9 protein-coding genes and 1 pseudogene are annotated in these 14,452 nt (G+C 69.2%); 5 read left to right on the top strand and 5 right to left on the bottom strand.

Annotated features, from left to right (window positions below; all coding sequences use genetic code 11):
• Window positions 1-49: 49 nt before the first annotated feature.
• Entirely contained in the window at window positions 50-2,383 is a 2,334-nt protein-coding gene (gene pcrA / locus QXH22_RS23960) for a DNA helicase PcrA (RefSeq protein WP_306245909.1), read from the top strand.
• Window positions 2,384-2,459: 76 nt separating this feature from the next.
• Here pcrA and QXH22_RS23955 read toward each other — a convergent pair whose 3' ends face one another.
• Both QXH22_RS23955 and QXH22_RS23950 read right to left on the bottom strand, forming a co-directional pair.
• Window positions 2,460-3,101: a hypothetical protein gene (locus QXH22_RS23955; protein WP_371934303.1), complete on the bottom strand. Its 642-nt coding sequence runs from the start codon at window positions 3,099-3,101 to the stop codon at window positions 2,460-2,462.
• A gap of 3 nt (window positions 3,102-3,104) precedes the next feature.
• Window positions 3,105-4,166: a M23 family metallopeptidase gene (locus QXH22_RS23950; protein ID WP_306245906.1), complete on the bottom strand. Its 1,062-nt coding sequence runs from the start codon at window positions 4,164-4,166 to the stop codon at window positions 3,105-3,107.
• 291 nt (window positions 4,167-4,457) lie between these two features.
• Between QXH22_RS23950 and sucC the strand changes: the two genes are divergently transcribed.
• Together sucC and sucD are read left to right on the top strand one after the other, a co-directional pair.
• The gene (gene sucC, locus QXH22_RS23945) at window positions 4,458-5,621 is read left to right on the top strand and encodes an ADP-forming succinate--CoA ligase subunit beta (protein ID WP_306245904.1); all 1,164 of its coding nucleotides are present in this window, start codon (window positions 4,458-4,460) and stop codon (window positions 5,619-5,621) included.
• A gap of 19 nt (window positions 5,622-5,640) precedes the next feature.
• Window positions 5,641-6,543, top strand: coding sequence for a succinate--CoA ligase subunit alpha (gene sucD / locus QXH22_RS23940; protein ID WP_306245902.1), 903 nt, complete (start codon window positions 5,641-5,643; stop codon window positions 6,541-6,543).
• A 69-nt stretch (window positions 6,544-6,612) separates the two neighbouring features.
• Here sucD and QXH22_RS23935 read toward each other — a convergent pair.
• Window positions 6,613-8,028 (bottom strand): annotated as a pseudogene (locus tag QXH22_RS23935) (PE family protein); the annotation flags it as partial.
• Between the two features lie 107 nt (window positions 8,029-8,135).
• Complete coding sequence (locus QXH22_RS23930; RefSeq protein ID WP_306277213.1) at window positions 8,136-9,461, bottom strand: PE family protein; 1,326 nt, start codon at window positions 9,459-9,461, stop codon at window positions 8,136-8,138.
• 420 nt (window positions 9,462-9,881) lie between these two features.
• Between QXH22_RS23930 and QXH22_RS23925 the strand changes: the two genes are divergently transcribed.
• A complete protein-coding gene (locus tag QXH22_RS23925; RefSeq protein ID WP_371934313.1) occupies window positions 9,882-11,144 on the top strand; it encodes an IS30 family transposase in 1,263 nt (420 codons plus the stop codon).
• A 103-nt stretch (window positions 11,145-11,247) separates the two neighbouring features.
• Here the strand turns inward: QXH22_RS23925 and QXH22_RS23920 are convergent, their stop codons facing one another.
• Window positions 11,248-12,672 carry a PE family protein gene (locus tag QXH22_RS23920; protein ID WP_306277211.1) on the bottom strand — a complete coding sequence of 475 codons (1,425 nt, stop codon included), beginning with the start codon at window positions 12,670-12,672 and terminating at the stop codon, window positions 11,248-11,250.
• Between the two features lie 147 nt (window positions 12,673-12,819).
• Between QXH22_RS23920 and QXH22_RS23915 the strand changes: the two genes are divergently transcribed.
• Window positions 12,820-14,346: an acetyl-CoA acetyltransferase gene (locus tag QXH22_RS23915; RefSeq protein WP_306277210.1), complete on the top strand. Its 1,527-nt coding sequence runs from the start codon at window positions 12,820-12,822 to the stop codon at window positions 14,344-14,346.
• Window positions 14,347-14,452: the final 106 nt, after the last annotated feature.

Below are 14,452 nucleotides of genomic sequence, written 5' to 3'. Positions count from 1 at the left end.
CAGGCTGGTCGGCACCGCTGTCGCCGGGCGGCGGTAAGTTTGGACCGACATGAGTGTGCACGCGACCCAAGCCAAGTACCCCCGTCCCAGCGCGGTTGATGAACTCCTGGACGGCCTCAACCCGCAGCAGCGCCAGGCGGTGGTGCACCAAGGTTCACCGCTGCTGATCGTCGCCGGCGCCGGTTCCGGTAAGACGGCGGTGCTGACGCGCCGTATCGCCTACCTGATCGCCGAACGCGGCGTCAGCGTGGGTCAGATCCTGGCCATCACCTTCACCAACAAGGCCGCCGCCGAGATGCGGGAGCGGGTGGTGGGTCTGGTCGGCGACCGGGCCCGCTACATGTGGGTGTCGACGTTTCACTCGTCCTGTGTGCGGATCCTGCGCAACCAGGCGTCGCTGATCGAGGGCCTCAACTCCAACTTCTCCATCTACGACGCCGACGATTCGCGCCGGCTGCTGCAGATGATCGGCCGCGACATGGGCCTGGACATCAAGCGGTACTCGCCGCGCCTGCTGGCGAACGCCATCTCGAACCTGAAGAACGAACTGATCGACCCGCATCAGGCGGTGGCCAACCTGACCGACGAGTCCGACGACCTGGCCCGCACGGTCGCATCGGTGTTCGGCGAATACCAGCGCCGGTTGCGTGCGGCGAACGCGCTCGACTTCGACGACCTGATCGGCGAGACCGTCGCCGTGCTGCAGACTTTCCCGGACATCGCGCAGTACTACCGGCGGCGGTTCCGCCATGTGCTGGTCGACGAGTACCAGGACACCAACCACGCGCAGTACATGCTGGTGCGGGAACTGGTGGGGCATGGATCGGTCGATGCCGAGCAGGACGTGCCGCCCGCCGAACTGTGCGTCGTCGGCGACGCCGACCAGTCCATCTACGCCTTCCGCGGCGCGACGATCCGCAACATCGAGGACTTCGAGCGCGACTACCCGGACGCGACAACGATTCTGCTGGAACAGAATTACCGCTCGACGCAGAACATCCTGTCGGCGGCCAACTCGGTGATCGCCCGCAACACAGGGCGCCGCGAGAAGCGGTTGTGGACCGATGCCGGCGAGGGCGAGTTGATCGTCGGGTACGTGGCCGACAACGAGCACGATGAGGCCAGGTTCGTCGCCGACGAGATCGACGCGCTGGCCGACCGGGGCGACATCACCTACAACGACGTCGCCGTCTTCTACCGCACCAACAACTCGTCGCGCTCGCTGGAAGAAGTCTTCATCCGCGCCGGCATCCCGTACAAAGTCGTTGGGGGAGTGCGTTTCTACGAGCGCAAAGAGATTCGCGACATCGTCGCCTACCTGCGGGTGCTGGACAACCCGGGCGACGCGGTGAGCATGCGGCGCATTCTCAACACCCCGCGCCGCGGCATCGGGGATCGGGCCGAGGCGTGCGTCGCGGTGCATGCCGAGAACACCGGCGCCAGTTTCGCCGACGCCCTGCAGGCGGCCGCCGAGGGCAAGGTGCCGATGCTTAACACCCGCGCCGAGAAGGCGATCGCCGGCTTCGTGGAGATGCTCGACGAGCTGCGCGGGCACCTCGACGACGATCTGGGCGAGCTCGTCGAGGCGGTGCTCGAGCGCACCGGGTATCGCCGCGAGCTGGAATCTTCGACCGATCCGCAGGAGCTGGCGCGGCTGGACAATCTCAACGAATTGGTCAGCGTCGCACACGAATTCAGCACCGACCTGGCGAACGCCGCCGCGTTGGCCGATGACGCGCCGGAGGACGAGGACGTCCCCGATACCGGTGTGCTGGCGGCGTTCCTGGAGCGGGTGTCGCTGGTCGCCGATTCCGACGAGATCCCGGAGAACGGCGCCGGCCTGGTCACCCTGATGACGTTGCACACCGCGAAGGGCCTGGAATTTCCGGTGGTGTTCGTGACGGGCTGGGAGGACGGCATGTTCCCGCACATGCGGGCGCTGGACGACCCCATGGAGCTGTCCGAAGAACGGCGCCTGGCCTACGTCGGCATCACCCGGGCCCGGCAACGGCTGTACGTCAGCCGGGCCATCGTCCGGTCCTCCTGGGGCCAGCCGATGCTGAACCCGGAATCGCGCTTCCTGCGCGAGATTCCGCAACAGCTCATCGACTGGCGCCGGGTCGCGCCCAAGGCGTCGTTCAGCGCGCCGGTGAGCGGCGCCGGGCGGTTCGGTACGCCGCGGTCGGCGCCCACCCGGTCCGGCGCGAGCAAGCGGCCGCTGGTGGTGCTGGAGCCCGGCGATCGGGTGACGCACGACAAGTACGGCCTGGGGCGCGTCGAGGAAGTGTCCGGCGTCGGCGAATCGGCGATGTCGCTGATCGACTTCGGCAGTGCCGGCCGGGTCAAGCTGATGCACAACCACGCGCCGATCAGCAAGCTCTAAAACCCGCCGCCGAGCGTGAAGGCACGGCGAAAAAACCGCGAAAAAGCCGCCGCCAGTTCACGTTCGGTGGACCCGGCTATTCGGCCCAGCGCTTGGTGTCCGGCAGCATGGCCAGCACCACGCTGGCGACCGGCAGAAGCGGCAGCAGGTGCACGATCCACCCCACCCGGGCACCCGCGATGAACACCCCGAGGTAGGTCAACAGGGCGACGACCGCGCCCGCCACGATCAGGTACCGCCCGTACGGCCGGCGCAACAGCACCATGATCACGCCGCAAATCGTGGTGAGCGCGAAGACGAGTGCGAGGAATCCGACGGCGATGCAGAACAGCCGGTCGGTCTGCCACCAGCCGGCAATCAGATCGGTGGTGACTACCGAGGTGGCCCACCCACTGACGATGCTCACCGCGCTGGCCGCCACCGCCGTCCCGGCGCTGGGCTCCTGCCGCAGCACTGCGGGCAGCGGCGGAATACCCCCTCGCATGGAGGCATCCAAAGGCATTGCGCTACGGGGGATTTGGGTAGTCGGCTGAGCTGCTATCGGGGGCAGTGGACCGGTCGGCGCCCGCCGGATGATCTTGGTCCGCTGCTCGGGGGGCGGTTCGGCAGGTTCAGTAGGTGCACCGGGCTCGGCGGGTGCAACAGACGCGCCGGGCTCGGCAGGTTCAGCGGGTTGGGGCGGGTTCTCGCTTGCGGACGGAACGTTCGGCCCGGTCACCGGTCAGCCGGCGTAATTGCCGACGGACAATCCACGCTTGGCCAGCCACGGCACGGGGTCGATGCGCTCGGTGCCGCCCAGCAGCACCTCGAAGTGCAGGTGCGGGCCGGTGGAGTTGCCGCGGTTGCCCATGGTGGCGATCTGGTCGCCCGCCATCACGCGCTCACCGACGCTGACCAGTGTGGTGTTGACGTGGCCGTACAGCGTGACGGTGCCGTCAGCGTGCAGCAGCTTGACCCACGCTCCGTAGCCCGCCGTGGGGCCCGCGTCGATGACCACGCCGTCGGAGACCGCGTAGATCGGGGTCCCGATCGCGTTGGCCAGGTCGATGCCGGCATGCAGCACTCCCCAGCGGTAACCGAAGTTCGAGGTGAAGATGCCCTTCGTCGGCATGACGTACAGCGGCTGCTGCAGGCGCGCCTCGCGCTGGGCGCGCTCCTGCGCGAAGGCCACCCCGCGGGCGAGTTCTTCGTTGTGCACCGCCACGTTGGCGGGCTGTGCGGCGATCACCTGGACGCCGCGCGTCGCGGTGGAGCCCGATCCGCCCGATCCGCCCGAGAGGGTCGAGGCGTTGGCCGTCAGCACCGTCTCGATTTTGGTGGTGTCGGACTGGTTGATCGCGGTGTGTGTCGCTGCCGCTGCGGCGCCGGCGGCCATCGCCCCGATCAGCAGACGTCCCTTGGCTGCGCTGGTCGGCTGCTTGCGGTGGCTGCCGCCGCGACGCGGGACGGGTGTGACGTCGATGACGTGGGTGATCGGTTGCGTGATCTCGGCGGAGACGCGGGGCAACACCTCGGTGGACGGGGCGGACAGCCACAACGGCGTCAGATCGTCGGTGTCGTCGAGGTCGTCCAGTTCGGGTGCCTGCAACAGCAGGTCGTCGAACGCGAACTCGGAGTCGCCGAAGTCCAACTCGTCGAGGTCGGCCAGCTCCATGTCATCGAGTTCATCAAACCCGTCTAACGGGATGATCTCGGTGATCTCGTTGCGATGATGGGGCCAGCGTTCCCGGGGTGCGCGCGCCGATAGAGCGGCGGCGGAGCGAGCGAAAAGGTGCTGGGACAACCTGAAATGTCCTTGGATCGTGACCATAACGTTATCTGGACCTTGAGAAGGTATCCGCAAACGTAGGCGGCTGGCAACCTCAGTATCAAATCCGGTCATTTTTGTGACTTGGGTCACGTTTCGTGTCCCGGTTCGATACGTGACGTGTGCCACAGCGGTGGGATGCGGCGGCAGGGCCGATTTTCGGGGTGGATACAGTTCCTCCGTGCGAGTTGCCGAGTACTGGCCTAGTACCGGTAACGCCACCCTAGTTGGCCTAGCAAGTAAGCCGAGCAAAGGCAGTGACGCCCCATGGATCTGTTCGAGTATCAAGCTAAGGAATTGTTCGCCAAGCACGGCGTACCCGGCACGCAGGGCCGGGTCACCGACACCGCTGAAGGCGCGAAGGCCATCGCGGAGGAGATCGGTGCGCCCGTGATGGTCAAGGCCCAGGTCAAGACCGGCGGCCGCGGAAAGGCGGGTGGCGTGAAATACGCCGCGAACGCCGAGGAAGCCTACGAGCACGCCAAGAACATCTTGGGCCTGGACATCAAGGGCCACATCGTGAAGAAGTTGCTGGTTGCCGAAGCCAGTGACATCGCCGAGGAGTACTACCTGTCCTTCCTGCTCGACCGTGCCAACCGCACCTACCTGGCGATGTGCTCGGTGGAGGGCGGCATGGAGATCGAGGAGGTCGCCGCCACCAAGCCCGACCGGCTGGCCAAGGTGCCGGTGAACGCGGTCAAGGGTGTCGACCTGGCCTTCGCGCGATCCATCGCCGAGCAGGGCCACTTGCCGGCCGATGTGCTGGATGCGGCCGCCGTGACGATCGAGAAGTTGTGGGGGGTGTTCGTTGGCGAGGACGCCACCCTGGTGGAGGTCAACCCGCTCGTCCGCACGCCCGACGACAAGATTCTGGCGCTGGACGGCAAGGTCACCCTCGACGCGAACGCCGACTTCCGCCAGCCCGGGCACGCCGAGTTCGAGGACCGCGCCTCCACCGACCCGCTGGAGCTCAAGGCCAAGGAACACGACCTGAACTACGTCAAGCTCAGCGGCGAGGTCGGGATCATCGGCAATGGCGCGGGCCTGGTGATGTCGACGCTGGACGTGGTCGCCTATGCCGGTGAGAAGCACGGCGGGGTGAAGCCGGCCAACTTCCTGGACATCGGCGGCGGCGCCTCGGCCGAGATCATGGCGGCCGGCCTGGACGTGATCCTGGGCGACCCGGAGGTCAAGAGCGTGTTCGTCAACGTCTTCGGCGGCATCACGTCGTGCGACGCGGTGGCGGCCGGGATCGTCAAAGCCCTGGAGATCCTGGGCGACGAGGCCAACAAGCCGTTGGTGGTCCGGTTGGACGGCAACAACGTGGAAGAGGGTCGTCGCATCCTCGCCGAGGCCAACCACCCGCTGGTGATCCAGGCCGAGACCATGGACGCCGGTGCCGACAAAGCCGCTGAGCTGGCGAGCGCCTGAGCCCGAGAGGACCACTGAAATGGCTATCTTCCTGAACAAGGACAACAAGGTCGTCGTCCAGGGCATCACCGGCGCGGAGGCCACCAAGCACACCGCGCGCATGCTGGCGGCCGGCACCCAGATCGTGGGCGGCGTCAACGCCCGCAAGGCGGGCACGACCGTCGCGCACAAGGATGCCGACGGCAACCCGATCGAGTTGCCGGTGTTCGGCAGCGTCGTCGAGGCCATCGAGAAGACCGGCGCCGACGTGTCGATCATCTTCGTGCCGCCGGTGTTCGCCAAGGACGCGATGATCGAGGCCATCGACTCCGAGATCCCGCTGCTGGTGGTCATCACCGAGGGAATCCCGGTGCAGGACAGCGCCTATGCCTGGGCGTACAACGTCGAGAAAGGGCAGAAGACCCGCATCATCGGGCCCAACTGCCCGGGCATCATCAGCCCGGGACAGTCGCTGGTCGGCATCACCCCGGCCAACATCAGCGGTCCCGGTCCGGTCGGGCTGGTGTCCAAGTCCGGCACCCTGACCTACCAGATGATGTACGAGCTGCGCGATTTCGGGTTCACCACCTCGATCGGCATCGGCGGCGACCCGATCATCGGGACCACCCACATCGACGCCATCGAGGCGTTCGAGAAGGACCCCGACACCAAGCTCATCGTGATGATCGGTGAGATCGGCGGTGACGCCGAGGAGCGCGCGGCCGACTTCATCAAGGCCAACGTCACCAAGCCGGTCGTCGGCTACGTCGCGGGTTTCACTGCGCCGGAAGGAAAGACGATGGGTCACGCGGGTGCCATCGTGTCCGGCTCGTCGGGCACCGCCGCCGCGAAGAAGGAAGCGCTGGAGGCTGCCGGTGTTCAGGTCGGCAAGACGCCGTCTGAGACCGCCGCCCTGGCGCGGGAGATCTTGAAGACCCTGTAGCGCCATCAGTCGCAAAAGCCCCTCATTCCCTGTGGAGATGAGGGGCTTTTGCGACTGCCCGCACCCTCAGCCGTGCAGCCCGGGCAGGCCGTTGGCGCCGAACAGCGGGCCGCCCGTCCCGCCGGCGCCGCCGGCGCCGCCGAAGGCCGGCGAGGTGACAAACCCCCCGTTACCCCCGTTGCCGCCGTTGCCGAACAAGCCCGCATCACCTCCGTCGCCGCCAGCGCCACCGCCGGAGTTGAACGGACCAATGACAGAAGACCTTTCGCCGGCCCCGCCAACGCCGCCGGAGCCGATGAGGGCTCCGGCGTGACCGCCGGCACCGCCATTGCCACCACGGAAGTAACCGAATCCGCCTACCGCGCCGTCACCGCCGTCGCCGGCGATCACAGCACCGGAGCCGCCGGCACCGCCGCTCCCCCCGAACCAGCCGAATCCGCCCGTCCCACCGGCGCCACCGGTCCCGTAGACGAACCCTCCACTGCCGCCCATGCCGCCGACGCCACCGGTACCTTGCGGGTCGGCGCCGCCGGTGGCGCTGGCGCCGCCGATTCCCCCGGTGCCGCCGACGCCCAGGAGGGTTCCACCCGCGCCACCCGCTCCGCCGGTGCCGCCCGCGTGTGGCCCGAACCCGCCGGTGCCACCGGCGCCGCCGAATCCGAACAGACCCGCAGCTCCGCCGGTTCCGCCCATGCCGCCCACCCCTTGTGCAGCGGTCGAGAAGGACGAACCGCCGGCACCTCCTGCTCCGCCGGAACCGAAGATCATTCCGCCGGCGCCGCCGGTGCCGCCTTTCCCGGCTGTGCCGTCGGTCGATATTCCGATGGGACCGCCGACGCCGCCGTTGCCGAACAGTCCTGCCGCGCCTCCGTTTCCGGCCGTGAGAGTGCCGGCACCGCCGTTTCCGCCAGTGCCGAAGAGCAGGCCTCCGGTCCCGCCGTTGCCGCCCACCGCGCCGCGTCCGCCGGCGCCGCCGTTGCCGAATAGCCCGGCTGCCCCACCGGCACCGCCGTTCGGGTTGGCCACTCCGCCGGACCCACCCGACCCGCCGCTGCCGAACAGGAGCCCGCCATCGCCGCCCTTGGCGCCGCTGCCCGGAGCGGCGTTGGCGCCGTTGCCGATCAAGGGGCGACCCAGCAGCAGCTGCGTGGGCGTGTTGACCGCTCCCAGTAGTTGCTCCCAGACAGACTGCAACGGCGAGGCGGCCGCAGCCTCGGCAGCGACATACTGCCCCGCACCGGCACTCATCAGTGCCACGAACTGGTCGTGAAAGGCGGCGGCCTGAGCGCTCAGCGCTTGATAGGCCTGCGCGTGTAGCCCGAACAACGCCGCGACGGCCGCCGACACCTCGTCCGCTCCGGCGGCGAGAACTCCCGTCGTCGGGGCGAACGCCGCCGCATTGGCATCGCTGATCACCGCGCCGATGTTGCCCAGATCCGAAGCCGCCGCGGCTAACGAATCAGGTCCCACGATCACGAAAGACATCCGGCACCTCCACGAGAAGAAGTCACGATCGTGATCGCCAGCATCGTTGGGTGGCCGTGGCCCGGATTGAGTACCGGACTACTGCATTTGCGTTTTGTTCGCGCCAGTTAGGGGAGGCCGCGGGCGCCGGGCACGCCGATGACTTGACCGCCGTCGCCGCCTTGGCCGCCGGTCCCGTTGGTCGGCCCGGTGCCCCCGTTACCGCCGGCTCCGCCGAACCCGATCAGGAGTGCGGCTCGTCCGCCGTTGCCGCCGTTTCCGCCGGCGGCGCCGGCACTCGGCGCTCCCGAGCCCCCGGCCCCGCCGTCGCCGAACAGCAGTCCCGCGTCGCCACCTGCTCCGCCGGCACCGCCGGCGTTGGCGCCGCCGAAACCGCCGAGGCCGCCGGCTCCGCCCGAGCCGGACAGCGTGCCGCCCGCCCCACCCGCGCCGCCGGCCCCGCCGGCGGGACCGAATCCGCCCGTGCCGCCCGCGCCGCCGGCCCCGTTGAGGAAGCCGCCGACGCCGCCGACGCCGCCGGTGCCACCGGTACCGACGGTGCCGTCACCGCCCGCCCCGCCAGCCCCGCCGGCGCCGAACACGATCCCGCCGGCGCCGCCCGCGCCGCCCGCTCCGCCGCTGCCGCCTTTGCCCAACCCGGCCGGCGAACCGCCGCCGCGGCCACCGGCGCCGCCCGTGCCGAACAAACCGCCGGCACCACCGGAACCGCCCGTCCCGCCCACGGCGTCCGTCACCGACGTGCCGCCGGCGCCGCCGGTGCCGCCGGTCCCGAACAGCCACCCAGCGGCACCGCCGGTCCCACCGATGCCGCCGATGCCCGACCCGCCGGTGCCCCCGGCTCCGCCGTTGCCGATCAGCAGCCCCCCGGCGCCGCCGTTGCCGCCGGGAGCGCTGTTGGAGTTGACCCTGCCGGGCCCCCCGGCGCCGCCATTGCCGAATAGCCCTGCGGCTCCGCCGTTCCCACCGGCGGGATGAGCCGCGGTGCCCGCGCCGCCGGCGCCGCCATTGCCGATCAACAGCCCGCCGGCCTGGCCGTCAGCGCCCGGAGCCCCATTCGCGCCGTTGCCGATCAGGGGACGTCCCAGTAACAACTGGGTCGGCGCGTTGATCACGTCGAGTATCTGCTGCTCGAGGGTCTGCAGCGGCGTCGCGGCGGCCGCCTCGGCGAGGGCGTACTGCCCTGCAGTCGTGTTGAGGAGTTGAACGAACTGACTGTGAAAAGCGGCCGCCTGCTCGCTCAGCGCTCGGTAACCCAGTCCATATTGGGCGAACAGGGTGGCGACGGCCGCCGAGACCTCGTCGGCGCCGGCAGCCAGGACGTTCGCCGTCGGTGTCAGGGCGGCGATGTTGGCCCGGCTGACGGCCGCTTCGATGGACGCGAGATCTGACGCGGCGGCCGCGACCATTCCGGGCGCCGTGGTGACGAATGACATATGGCCACCTCCCCAACTGCAGGGATGCTCAATCCTACGCGCTCACAGCAAGTCCAGGCCCTGTTCCGGGCAGACGCAAACTCGCATGACACGCGGGGGCGGGTTCACGCGGTCGTCGCAACACTCTCGATTTGAGAGGTTGCGGCGACCGTGTCGTTTTCCAAGGACTGTGTTCGGCTTGGTGATTTGTTAGCAAAGTTGGTGGATGCCGGTGTGCCCGTGAAGGAGGCCGCCGCCCAGTTGGGTGTCTCGCGGGGTCATGGGTATGCGATTTTGGCGGCCTTGGGCCGGCCCGTGGGTTCCCCGCGCCCGGATGTTAGTGGTGTGGATATCAGCCGGGTCGTGGCGGTCTTCGAGGCTACGGGTTCAGTCAATGCGGCGGCGAAGGCGGTCGGTGTGTCGCACAGTACTGCCCGGCGGATGCTGGTGGAGCTTGGCTTGGTCAGCCAGCAGCGGCGGCCGTTCGGTAAGCCGGTGGCCCGGGCCCGGTTCTTTGAGTTGCTTGAGCAGGGCTGGTCGGTCGGCCGGGCGGCGCGCGAGGTCGGGGTCCACGTAGGCACGGCCCGGAATTGGCGCGACGGTATCGTGCGGGTCGCCGACACGCGGGTGCGCCGAGACGGCACGGTCATCCAGTACCGCGCCGCCGGGCGCTACACACAGGTGGTGAACACCGACAAAGTGGCCGTGGCGGCGATCAGTGAGCGCTACCTGTCGTTATCGGATCGGTTGGCCATCGCCGACGGGTTGGTCAACGGATGGACCTTGACCGCGATCGGCGCCCGGATCGGCAAGCACAAGTCAACGGTCTCGCGTGAGGTCGCCGCGCGCAGTGTGCAGGGGGTGTATCTGCCCTATCACGCTGATCGGGCCGCCCACGCCGCTCGGAGCCGGCCTAAAGCAGCCAAACTGGTGATCAACCAGAAGCTGCGCCAGGCGGTGGAGCAGGGGCTGTCCCAACGGTGGTCTCCCGAAGAGATCTCTTACCGCCTGGTCAAGGACTTCCCCGACGATGAAAGCATGCGGGTGAGCACGGAAACGATCTACCAGGCCCTGTACTTTCAAGCCCGAGGTGGCCTCAAACGTGAACTCACACAGGCACTTCGCAGTGGACGCACAATACGCAAACCCCGTCGCCGCCCTGATCAGCGCACCCAACGGTTTATCGATCCGATGATCATGATCAGTGATCGCCCCGCCGAAATCGCCGACCGCGCGGTACCTGGGCACTGGGAAGGCGACTTGATCATGGGACAAGCCAACAAGACCGCGATCGCCACCCTGGTCGAACGCGCCACCCGTTACACACTTCTGGTGCCTCTACCCAACGGCCACCACGCCGAAGCCGTCCGTGATGGCCTGATCGCCACGATCGCATCGCTGCCAGCTCATCTGCGCGGCTCACTGACCTGGGATCAGGGATCGGAAATGGCAGGACATAAACAGTTCTCCATGGCCACCGACATGGCCGTCTACTTCTGCGATCCCGCCAGCCCCTGGCAGCGCGGCACCAACGAGAACACCAACGGCCTTTTGCGCCAATACTTCCCCAAGGGAACCGACCTAAGTGTCTATGGCCCCGAAGACCTCGAACACGTCGCCCAGCAACTCAACGGACGCCCACGCAAAACACTCGACTGGGATACCCCAGCCGAGCGCCTGCGTGATCTACTACTGGCCAACTAACCAGCAGTGTTGCAACGACTCCTAGAAACCGCCGGGCGGAAAGGTGCGATTTTGCGACTGCTCGCGCAACGAGGCTGGGCGCAACGAGGCTGGGCGGCCGCGTTCAGTTCCGGCCGGGCAGGCCGTCGGCGCCGAGGAGCAGCCCTGCCGTGCCGCCCTGTCCGACCACACCGCCGGTGCCACCGGCGTTGCCGCCGTTGCCCCCGTTGCCGATTACCTTGGCCGAACCACCCGTGCCCCCCGCTCCGAAGACACCCGCGGGGGCGGCTTTCCGGCCGCCGGCACCACCGTCGCCGCCGTCGCCGGTGAGGGTGCCGCCGTCACCGCCGTTGCCGCCGGCTCCCCCAAAGGTGGTGCCGAAACCGCCGCCGCCGCCGGCTCCACCCGAGCCGGACAAGAAGGCGCCGGCGCCGCCGTTCCCGCCCGTTCCGCCGGCGTCGCTGATGCCGCCGGCTCCACCGGCGCCGCCCATGCCGATGACGAAACCGCCGCTGCCGCCCGCGCCGCCGTTGCCGGCGCGGAGGCCGGCGCTCGCGATCGGGGTAGAGCCGCCGTCGCCGCCGTGACCCCCGATGCCCAGCAGGGTGCCGCCGTTGCCGCCGTTACCGCCCGCCCCGCCGTTGCCGACGAGGCCGAAGCCACCGGCCCCGCCCGCGCCCCCGAAACCGGTGAGACCGGCATTGCCGCCCGCGCCACCGGCGCCGGCGGGTCCTACGACGACGCCACCGCTTCCGCCGGCGCCTCCGCTGCCACCCGCGCCGAACAACATGCCACCGGCGCCGCCCGCGCCGCCGGTGCCCCCGATGCCTCCGATAGCAACCTGGCCCGTCCCGCCTGTGCCGCCGGCGCCGCCGATGCCGAACAGTCCGGCCGCTCCGCCGGCACCGCCCACGCCGCCGGGCTGACCGCCGAGCGCGGACCCGCCGCCCACGCCGCCGGCACCGCCCGCACCGAAAATCAGCCCACCCGCCCCGCCATTCCCGCCGTTCCCGCCGTCTCCGCCGTTGCCGCCCGCTCCGCCGGTGCCGAACAGCCCGGCGGCGCCGCCGTTCCCGCCGCTGCGCAACGCCGAGCCGCTTCCACCGGCGCCGCCGTTGCCCCACAGCAGGCCGCCGTCGCCGCCGTTGGCCCCGCTCGCCGGTGCCGCGTTGGCGCCGTTGCCGATCAGCGGTCGGCCCAGCAGCGCTTGGGTCGGCGCATTGATCACGCCGAGTATCTGTTGCTCGACGAGTTGCAGCGGCGAGGCGGCTGCCGCCTCGGCCGCGGTGTACTGCGCCGCCCCTGCGCCCATGAGCGCGACGAACTGGTTGTGGAACGCCGCCGCCTGGGCGCTCAGCAACTGGTACGCCTGGGCGTGCACGCCGAACAAGGCGGCGATCGCCGCTGAGACTTCGTCCGCACCGGCGGCCAGCACGGTCGACGTCGGCGTCAGAGCCAGAGCGTTGGCTTCTGTGATGGCCGAGCCGATGTTGGCCAGATCAGCGGCGGCTGCGGTGACGAGGTCCGGCGTCGTGGTGACGAATGACATGAGGTCACCTCCCCGATATGGGGTCAGCGTCCCTGGTAGGGGCGACTTCGGGAGGTGCTCAGCGTATCGCGGTCGCGCTGCGGGCGAGCCTGGTTTCGCAGGACCCGCCGAGCGGGCCGGACGGCAGATCCGGTAGATAGTAAGACTATGAATCTTGATCCGCGAACGCCGGTGGTGGTGGGCGTCGGGCAGGCCGCCGAGCGCATCGACGACCCCGGTTACCGGGCCATGTCACCCGTTGAACTGGCCGCTGCGGCGGCCCAGGCGGCGCTGGACGACTGCGGTGCGACCGCGGTGGCCGCCGAGGTCGACACCATCGCCGCGCTACGGCAGTTCGAGATCTCGGGGCCCACGGCCAATGCGCCGCTCGGGCGGTCCAACAACTACCCGCGCTCGGTCGCCAAGCGCATCGGCGCCGAACCGCGTCGCGCGATCTTGGAGAGTGTCGGCGGGCAGGGGCCCCAGCAGCTGATCACCGAACTGTGCGGAGAAATCGCCGCGGGGCGCTCGGAGGTCGCGCTGGTCTTCGGCTCAGACGCCACGTCGACCCTGCGGTACTTCGCGGGCCGCGACGACAAGCCGGACTTCAGCGAGACCGTCGACGGTGACCTCGAAGACCGCGGACCCGGTATCGAGAAGTACATCTCGCGCTACACGGTGATCCACGGCTTGGTGGATGCGCCGACTCAGTACGCCCTGATGGAGAACGCCCGACGCGCGGCGACCGGCCTCGGGCCGGCCGAGTACCTGCGGCAGATGGCCGAGCTGTTCGCTCCGTTCAGCGTGGTTGCCGCGGGTAACCCCTATTCCGCTGCGCCGGTGGCGCGGACGGTCGACGAACTGGTCACCGTGACCGAGAGCAACCGGATGATCGCCGAGCCTTATCCGCGGTTGCTGGTGGCCCGCGATCAGGTGAACCAGGGCGCCGCCGCCCTGCTGATGTCGGTCGGGGCCGCGCGCCGGTTGGGCGTTCCCGAGGACAAGTGGGTGTTTCTGCGCGGCCACGCCGGCCTGGAGGCGCCAGCGTTCCTGCAACGTCCGGATCTAGGTCACGCCCCATCGGCGGTCGCGGCCGTCCGGGAAGCGCTCGATCTGGCCGGCATCGGTGTCGACGACGTCGCCACTTTCGACCTCTACAGCTGCTTCCCCATCGCGGTGTTCAACATCTGCGACGGGTTGGGTATCGCCCCCGACGACCCGCGCGGCCTGACCCTGACCGGTGGACTGCCGTTCTTCGGCGGCGCGGGCAACAATTACTCGATGCACGGCGTCGCCGAGACAGTTCACCGAATGCGAAGCGCCCCTGGGCAATTCGGGCTGGTCGGGGCAAACGGCGGCATTCAGAGCAAGTACTCGGTGGGGGTGTACTCCACCGCTGCGGCGCCATGGCAACCCGATCGCAGCGCGCAATTGCAGGAGCAGGTCGACAACGGGCCCGCCGTGCCGGTCACCGAGACCCCGGACGGGCCGGCGACCATCGAGACGTACACCGTGCGCCGCGATAACGGCCGCCCGACCGGCATCATCATCGGCCGGCTCACCGCCGACGACAGCCGTTTCCTGGCCACCACCGAGGACGACGAGCTGGTGTCCCTGTTGACCGACGGAGACCCGCTCGGACAACAGGTGCTTGTGCGCTCGTTCGAATACGGGAACCGCTGCACGCTGGCTTGACTCCGAACGGCATGCGCGACACTGCAGCCAGGTACGCGACACGCCGGGGACCGTCGCCCTGGTGTCAGTTTCGGTGCAAGGGCATGGCCAGCCGTACTTGAACGGC

Origin of the sequence: Mycobacterium sp. TY814 (assembly GCF_030755175.1) — a bacterium.
GTDB lineage: Bacteria > Actinomycetota > Actinomycetes > Mycobacteriales > Mycobacteriaceae > Mycobacterium.
This window is presented reverse-complemented; position numbering and strand designations above follow the sequence as displayed.

Coding starts and splice junctions, on each gene's coding strand:
- QXH22_RS23920 (WP_306277211.1), bottom strand. CDS start 12,672: ATGTCATTCGTCACCACGACGCCGGACCTCGTCACCGCAGCCGCCGCT.
- QXH22_RS23930 (WP_306277213.1), bottom strand. CDS start 9,461: ATGTCATTCGTCACCACGGCGCCCGGAATGGTCGCGGCCGCCGCGTCA.
- sucC (WP_306245904.1), top strand. CDS start 4,458: ATGGATCTGTTCGAGTATCAAGCTAAGGAATTGTTCGCCAAGCACGGC.
- pcrA (WP_306245909.1), top strand. CDS start 50: ATGAGTGTGCACGCGACCCAAGCCAAGTACCCCCGTCCCAGCGCGGTT.
- sucD (WP_306245902.1), top strand. CDS start 5,641: ATGGCTATCTTCCTGAACAAGGACAACAAGGTCGTCGTCCAGGGCATC.
- QXH22_RS23915 (WP_306277210.1), top strand. CDS start 12,820: ATGAATCTTGATCCGCGAACGCCGGTGGTGGTGGGCGTCGGGCAGGCC.
- QXH22_RS23925 (WP_371934313.1), top strand. CDS start 9,882: ATGCTGGTGGAGCTTGGCTTGGTCAGCCAGCAGCGGCGGCCGTTCGGT.